This window comes from Pontibacterium sp. (assembly GCF_041587635.1).
Lineage (GTDB): Bacteria > Pseudomonadota > Gammaproteobacteria > Pseudomonadales > Balneatricaceae > Pontibacterium.
On the sequence record NZ_JBFGYC010000194.1, the window covers coordinates 1 to 6,582 of the forward strand.

The following is a 6,582-nucleotide window of genomic DNA, read 5'->3' on the forward strand; positions in this document are numbered from 1 at the left end:
GGGATAGGCGTGTACCGCGACCATAAAGGCCGCACACCGATTCTGAAGGCGGTTAAGCAAGCAGAGGCACATTTACTCAAACACGAACACAGCAAAGCGTATCTTGGACCCGCCGGTGATCCCAAATTTAACGCGTCAGTGACTAACCTTCTATTTGCCGATCAACTGACTCGGGAGCCAGAACTACCTGAAACGCTCTGCACCCTGCAAACACCAGGCGGTACCGGCGCGCTCCGTGTTGCTGGTGATCTAATCGCACACGCCAATCCGCATGCGACACTCTGGCTTTCCAATCCACCATGGGTAACACACCGACCCATTTTTAGCTCAGCAGGACTCCAGCTGGGCTACTACCGCTATTTTGATCCCATCAAACGCGGTCTTAATTTCGAAGGAATGAAAGAGGATCTGCGCGATGCAGCACCCGGAGATGTTGTGGTCATCCAGGTCGCGGGCCATAACCCTTGCGGCTGTGACCTGAATTTGCAGCAATGGGAGGAGCTGTCCACCCTGATGCTTGATCTGAACCTGACACCCCTGCTGGACCTGGCTTATCACGGGCTATGTACAGGTTTAGAAAGTGATTTGCTGGGCCTCCGCGTGATTCAACGTCATCATAAAGAGTGGTTACTCACCTACTCAGCATCCAAGACGTTTGGCATTTACTTCGAACGTACCGGTGCGCTGATCATTCGCTGCAAAGACAAGACAATCACTCAGGATGTACGGCAGGAAGCACTGAATCTGATCTGCGGAAACTACTACATGCCACCGGGACATGGTGCGTCGATCGTCACCACGATTCTGGAAAGCGAAGAGCTGAACCAGCAATGGTGCAAAGAACTGAACAAAGCCCGGTTACGCATCAGTGATTGCCGCAAGCTACTCACAGATTCCCTTAACGGAACCACTGCATGGCACTATCGTTTTTTAAATCATCAGAGAGGGATGTTCAGTTATTTGGGCCTGTCAGAGGCACAATTATCAGCACTACGTGAGCAATATTCGTTATACATCGGCACGGGTGGACGCATCAACGTAGCGGGGATAAACGAGAAAAATGTAGGACGGGTCTGTGAAGCCTTAAAAGCAGTTCAGCGCTAAACCGGAGGCTAAAGGACGGGCGTTACATTCCCGTCACTTCTTTCACAAAAGGGATGGTGACTTTACGCTTTGCGCTCAGAGACGCCTGATCAAGCTTGTCCAAAAGGTCGAACAGATCACGCATCTCATGACTGGAATGGGAAAACAGGAACTTCACCACATCGTCTGTCAATTCAATACCCCGGGCGGCGGCACGTTTCACAAATACATCGCGACGATATTCATCCGCAAGGGAGTGAATCTGACACGTGATTCCCCAATTGAGCCGGGATTCGAGATCAGGCAGTTTTACCCCCAGCTGTTTTGGCGCTCCAACAGCAGCCATTACTAAGTGGTGGTTTTCCTGACGCATTCGATTAAAGAAATGAAACAGCCCCTCTTCCCACTTTGCGTCACCTATAACCGCCTGAACGTTATCCAGACAGACCAGGTCAAGGCGCTCCATTCCCGCCAAAACAGCTGGCCCCATTAGCTCTAGCTCATCGAGCGGCAAATAGGCAGCACTGCGCTTCAAGTCCTGAGCTTTATAGTAGGACGCTTGCAGAAGATGGGTGCAACCAACACCTTCATCTCCCCAGATATAGAGAAACGGTTCCCCTTCGCCACGCGCAGCAGACTTTAGCGTGGCACAAGCCAGCTCGTTGCCCTGTGGATCGTAGTTTTCAAACCGCGCATCGTCACGCAGGCTGACACTTAAAGGGATCTGAAACGGAATATGACTGTTCATTTATGAGATCGAACTATCCTCGGGCTTCTCATGGGTATAAAGACTGCTTCCTTTATAACCTTCATGCAGATGGCGTAGCAACACCATAATCACTGCGGCCACCGGCAAAGCCAGCAACACACCCACAAACCCAAACAACTGCCCCCCTGCCATAATGGCAAAGATAACAGCAACCGGATGTAAACCAATTTTATCACCAACCAGCAACGGTGTAAGCAACATCCCTTCAAGCGCCTGCCCAATGGCAAACACCAGTCCAACCCACAGCAATACCGTTGGGTCGCTAAACTGAATCAGGGCTGCAATCACCGCAGCAGCGATACCGATTATAAACCCCATATAGGGAACGATACTCGCGAGGCCCGCCAGCATACCAATAAGCAGCGCGAGATCAAGCCCTACAATCCAAAGACCTATTGCATACACTACGCCAAGCGCAAACATCACCAGCAGCTGGCCCTTCATAAAGGCCCCCAGCACTTCATCGCATTCGTTCGCCCACAGCGATACTCTGGGTTCAACATTACGCGGCAAAAGACGCTGAATTTTATCCATCATGACATCCCAGTCTCGAAGCAGATAAAAGGTAACTACCGGAATCAGTACCAAATTAGCCACCCAGCCCGCCAGCGCCAAACCCGAACGAGTAATACCTGCGGCGATCTGAGCCATGATATCCCCGGTCTTTTGCCAATCCTTCAGAATCAGTTGTTTGAGCATATTCATGTCGATAGCCGCGGGATCAATCCCCAGATTCACCTGTAGCCAAGGCAAAAACCGGTTTTCAACAAGCTGAAAGACTTCGGGAATTTGCTGCACCAGCACCTGAATCTGGCGACCTAAGTTAGGCAGAAACAACAAGAAAACTGCGGTCATCAACACTGTCAGAAAAGCAAATACAATCACAACGGACGTGGTACGCGAGCAGCCCCAATTTTCCAGACGATCCGCCATCGGGTCACACAGGTATGCGAGCAGCGCACCAGCCAGAAATGGCGTCAGTATCGGAGCCAACAGATAAACGCTGCCACAAAGGACAAGCGATACCACCAGAAAAAACCAACGTTGTGATCCGGTTAGCATGCTTCTACCTCAACCAGCGATAGTTCAGTGTCAGACCTGTCAGATCCTGCCCGACACTCTCGGTCGGCACCAACTGCGGCTGCAAACCAAGTGCATGTTCAAACTGCTCAAGGTTTCCGTCCAGCTCAACCATCAGCTCTAGCGTGTTTTCCTGCATCATTACGGTGTGTACCGCCGTCACCGCAGTAATCGACTTCATATAATCAACGATATCAATATAGTCCGACAGTGTGTTTACGCTACTGATCCGCACTGCCAGCCCTTCCAACCGATAACTGAAACCACTGCCTTTTAGTGCCGCAAACAGTTTATCTGCGGTCTGATCCATGACCTCAGGAATTTCACTGTTTAACGATCCATTACCAGAGAACCGTTCGGGCTTGCCTCCTTGTAACAGCAACCACTCATAGCGCCAGTTACCCGAAGAGGTTTGTATCATGCGCCCCGCCAGCACCGCATCCGCACGGTAGCGTGCAGACGCATCCTGGATGGAAGAATCAAACAACCCCCAGAGGTCACTCACTGGCAACGCACGCTGATCTGAAAGATCTAACAAAGGAAGTCTCAAAGGCAATCCACGTTTCTCCGCTGCGGCCTTCACTTTGTCATAGATATAACCATCGGGAGAAACGTAATCTCTCTGCCCACGCTGCTGCGCAGCCAGCCAAACAATCAGAGAAGGTCGCAATGCGCCTAAAGGGCGCTCACCTGCAGCCTCCAACATTTGATCGACGGCACGCGAATCAAAATCCAGTCTGAGTATATAGGCAACTTTAGCTTGCCCGTCAGGCTCAATCGCTTGCTGTGCTGCACGGTAACCGAACTGCTGCAGCATACGTTTTGCACTGCGTGTTTGCTCCAGAATGACCGGTTTAGAAAGCACATCACGATTACCGGCGACTTTAACCAGCACATCCTGCAATCCCTGACGTACCTGTTTTAGAGATGGTTCACCGAACTGTCGGGAGACCAACTGCTCACTGCTATAGAGTTCTTCCGAGGCCTCTGCCACTGAAATTGGGCTAATAATGACCAGAAGAAAAAGGAAAAAGACACGAATACTATCCATGAACCGGCTCAAATCACGCGAATCGACTAATTTCGGGCCTAAACTTTATCACATCATGGCCCGGCTACCATCAAGCTGATAGAATACACGCGAAAATTTATCTCCAATTGTCCTCACGCAGGTGAAAGGTTTACTACTCCATGTCTACCGGTTCTGACAACACTTCTCTGAGCTATAAAGATGCTGGCGTTGATATCGACGCTGGTAACGCCCTGATTGATCGTATTAAAGGTGTTGCGAAAAGCACTGCACGCCCTGAAGTTATGGGCGGCCTAGGTGGTTTTGGCGCACTATGCCGCATCCCACAGGGTTATAAAAAGCCGGTACTGGTTTCCGGTACAGACGGCGTAGGAACTAAGCTTCGTCTGGCAATGGATCTGCAGAAACATGACACTATCGGTATCGATCTGGTAGCGATGTGTGTAAATGATCTGATTGTTGCAGGTGCTGAGCCTCTGTTCTTCCTTGATTACTACGCAACCGGTGCACTGAACATCGATACTGCGGCAGACGTTGTTACCGGCATCGGTAAAGGCTGCGAGCTGGCAGGTGCTGCACTGGTCGGTGGTGAAACCGCTGAAATGCCGGGCATGTATGAAGGTGAAGATTACGACCTGGCAGGTTTCTGTACTGGCGTTGTTGAAGAAGATGACATCATCGACGGCTCCAACGTTAAGGTCGGCGACACCCTGATTGGCCTGGCTTCTTCCGGCCCTCACTCCAACGGCTACTCTCTGATCCGTAAGATCATCGAAGTACGCGGCGCAGACCTGAACGAAACCATCGACGGCAAGCCTCTGGCTGACGCTTTGATGGAGCCAACCCGCATCTACGTGAAGTCTCTGCTGAAACTGATCAAAGAAAGCCAGGTTAATGCACTGTCTCACATTACCGGTGGCGGCCTGCTGGAAAACATCCCACGCGTTCTGCCTGAAAGCGCTAAAGCAGTTATCGATCTGGATTCATGGCAGCTGCCAGGCGTATTCCAGTGGCTGCAGGCTCAAGGCAATGTAGAGAAAACCGAAATGTACCGCACCTTTAACTGCGGTGTAGGCATGGTTATCTGTGTACCCGCTGATGCGGCTGACAATGCACTGAACCTGCTGAAAGATGCCGGCGAAGAAGCTTGGGTTATCGGTACTATCGAAAACGCAGCAGACGGCGAAGAACAGGTTGAACTGCGCGGTTCCGAGGCGTAATTGATGTCTAAACGGATCGTTGTCCTGATCTCCGGCAGCGGTTCAAATCTTCAGGCAATCATTGATGCGACCCAGAGCGGTCGCATCAATGGTGACGTGGTAGCAGTACTGAGCAACAAAGCCGATGTTTTCGGTCTTGAGCGTGCTGCAAATGCCAATATCGCCACCGAAGTACTGAACCACAAAGCCTTTGATTCCCGTGAAACCTTTGACGCAGCTATGATGCAGCTGATCGATGGCCACACACCCGATCTGATCGTACTGGCAGGATTCATGCGCATTCTGACACCAGAATTCGTACGCCATTACGAAGGACGGATGCTCAATATTCACCCATCTCTATTGCCTAAGTACAAGGGCCTGAATACTCATCAGCGCGCCTTGGATGCGGGGGATACAGAGCATGGCTGTACCGTACACTTTGTCACCGAAGAGCTCGATGGCGGCCCGTCGCTTGTTCAGGGGCGAGTCAGCATAGACCCGGATGATAGTAGTGAAAGCTTGCAGCAGAAAGTACATGTGCGCGAGCACCAGATCTACCCGCTCGCTGTAGAGTGGTTTTGCGCTGAACGCGCTAGCTGGAGTAGCGAAGGTGTTATCTTCGATGGACAGGCAGCGCCCGCTGAAGGCATTCAGTTCAAGCCTCTATAACAGCAAGCTCCAACACAAGGAAAGCACCATGAAGAAGACGATCAACACTCTGCTGACCACATCTCTGACAGCGATGATCATCTCAACTCCGCACGCTACAGCTGCGGACACTGGTGCACTCAAAGCCTTCCATGCGACTTATCAAGTGGTATCGGAAGGCTCTATTTCCATGAAAGGCGAAAGCGAACGCGTTCTTAGTCAGAATTCAGACAATAAATGGCTGCTGAAATCCCGCGCTTCAGCACTTTTTGCCAGCATCGAAGAATCCAGCCTGTTCTCCCTCAACCAGAACCAGATCACACCACATCAATATTTGTATAACCGCAAAGTACTGGGCAAAACCCGTAAAGCTAACCTCAGCTTTGACTGGCAAACCCAAACGGTGACCAATGATGTGAACAACAAACCCTGGAAAATGGATATCCAGCCCGGCGTTATGGATAAGCTGAGCTATCAACTACAACTCCAGTCGGATGTAGCCGCAGGCAAAAAGGAATTTAGCTACAAGGTTGCGGATGGCGGGCGACTGAAAAATTATAACTTTGCGGTAAAAGGCAAAGAGATCATTAACACTCCCGCAGGCGACTTCAACGCCGTACGCGTTGAACGCATCTACGCTGAAGCCAAAGACCGCCAGACGCTAATCTGGTTTGCACCGGCACTGGACTATCAAATGGTTAAACTATATCGACAGGAGAAAAAAAATAAAATCTTCTCCCTGGAGCTAAAGACATCTGGCCAGCAAATAC

General features: G+C 50.8%; 7 protein-coding genes. 4 read left to right on the top strand and 3 right to left on the bottom strand.

The window, feature by feature from the left end; genetic code table 11:
* Positions 1-1,104 (top strand): aromatic amino acid transaminase (locus tag ABYW01_RS10895; protein ID WP_372832671.1); only part of this gene is annotated, 1,104 nt, incomplete at its 5' end.
* Positions 1,105-1,126: 22 nt separating this feature from the next.
* Here the strand turns inward: ABYW01_RS10895 and hda are convergent.
* Genes hda through ABYW01_RS10910 form a run of 3 tightly spaced genes read right to left on the bottom strand, consistent with a single transcriptional unit; the run spans position 1,127 to position 3,983 of the window.
* The gene (hda, locus tag ABYW01_RS10900) at positions 1,127-1,831 is read right to left on the bottom strand and encodes a DnaA regulatory inactivator Hda (protein ID WP_372832672.1); all 705 of its coding nucleotides are present in this window, start codon (positions 1,829-1,831) and stop codon (positions 1,127-1,129) included.
* Positions 1,832-2,914, bottom strand: a complete 1,083-nt coding sequence (locus tag ABYW01_RS10905) for an AI-2E family transporter (protein WP_307727000.1) — start codon at positions 2,912-2,914, stop codon at positions 1,832-1,834.
* 4 nt (positions 2,915-2,918) lie between these two features.
* Positions 2,919-3,983 carry a DUF2066 domain-containing protein gene (locus ABYW01_RS10910; protein WP_372832673.1) on the bottom strand — a complete coding sequence of 355 codons (1,065 nt, stop codon included), beginning with the start codon at positions 3,981-3,983 and terminating at the stop codon, positions 2,919-2,921.
* 140 nt (positions 3,984-4,123) lie between these two features.
* On the opposite strand from ABYW01_RS10910, the gene purM reads away from it, so the two are divergent.
* The 3 genes from purM to ABYW01_RS10925 all read left to right on the top strand — a co-directional run.
* Positions 4,124-5,182, top strand: a complete 1,059-nt coding sequence (gene purM / locus ABYW01_RS10915; RefSeq protein WP_193953081.1) for a phosphoribosylformylglycinamidine cyclo-ligase — start codon at positions 4,124-4,126, stop codon at positions 5,180-5,182.
* Between the two features lie 3 nt (positions 5,183-5,185).
* Complete coding sequence (purN, locus tag ABYW01_RS10920; RefSeq protein WP_372832675.1) at positions 5,186-5,833, top strand: phosphoribosylglycinamide formyltransferase; 648 nt, start codon at positions 5,186-5,188, stop codon at positions 5,831-5,833.
* A gap of 28 nt (positions 5,834-5,861) precedes the next feature.
* Positions 5,862-6,582 (top strand): DUF3108 domain-containing protein (locus tag ABYW01_RS10925; RefSeq protein WP_372832676.1); only part of this gene is annotated, 721 nt, incomplete at its 3' end.